This window comes from Mesorhizobium sp. M7A.F.Ca.CA.002.09.1.1 (assembly GCF_003998555.1).
Lineage (GTDB): Bacteria > Pseudomonadota > Alphaproteobacteria > Rhizobiales > Rhizobiaceae > Mesorhizobium > Mesorhizobium ciceri.
This window is the reverse complement of the sequence record NZ_RZRR01001512.1, coordinates 1-598: the sequence shown is the minus strand read 5'-3', so window position 1 is coordinate 598 and position 598 is coordinate 1. Positions and strand designations below refer to the sequence as shown.

Below are 598 nucleotides of genomic sequence, written 5' to 3'. Positions count from 1 at the left end.
GCTCTCGCCTTGCAGAATGGCAGTGACGCGATGCGGCACCTTGAACTGGCCAAGCACGGCCGATGCCGCAACCGCATCGGGCGGCGCCACGATGGCGCCAAGCGCTATAGCCGCGGCAATCGGCAGACCTGCCATCGCCCAGCCGGCCAGCGCCACCGTCGCTGTCGTGAAAAGGACGGCACCAAGCGCCAGCAGCACAAGCGGCACCTTGTAGCGGTTGAGATCGCGCAGCGACGTGTCATAGGCGGCGTCGAGCAGCACCGGCGCGATGAACAGGGCAAGCGCCAGTTCCGGGTCGATCTCGATGGTCGGCACGCCAGGCACGAAGGCGATGGCCACCCCTGCCAGCGCCAGCAAAGAGGGATAAGGAACCTGCACGCGCCGCGACAGCGCCGTCAGCGCAACGGCGATCAACAGCAGAACGAGTGTCAGTTCGAAAAGAACCATGGCCTCTTATAGCCGGGAAGCGAGATTCTGGCAGCGGCAAAGCGGCTGGAAATTGTTGATTGCCCGGCAAGCTCGAGCCGGCAGAAAATACCTCGAATTGCTTCCTGACAAATCGCCGTCCACACCGACATTGAAATCATCTGATATGGGG

General features: G+C 62.5%; 1 protein-coding gene. It reads right to left on the bottom strand.

What is annotated here, in order from left to right; translation table 11 throughout:
• A partial coding sequence (locus EN994_RS34355; protein ID WP_206530582.1) for a cation:proton antiporter occupies window positions 1–447 on the bottom strand: 447 nt, incomplete at its 3' end.
• Between the last annotated feature and the right edge of the window lie 151 nt (window positions 448–598).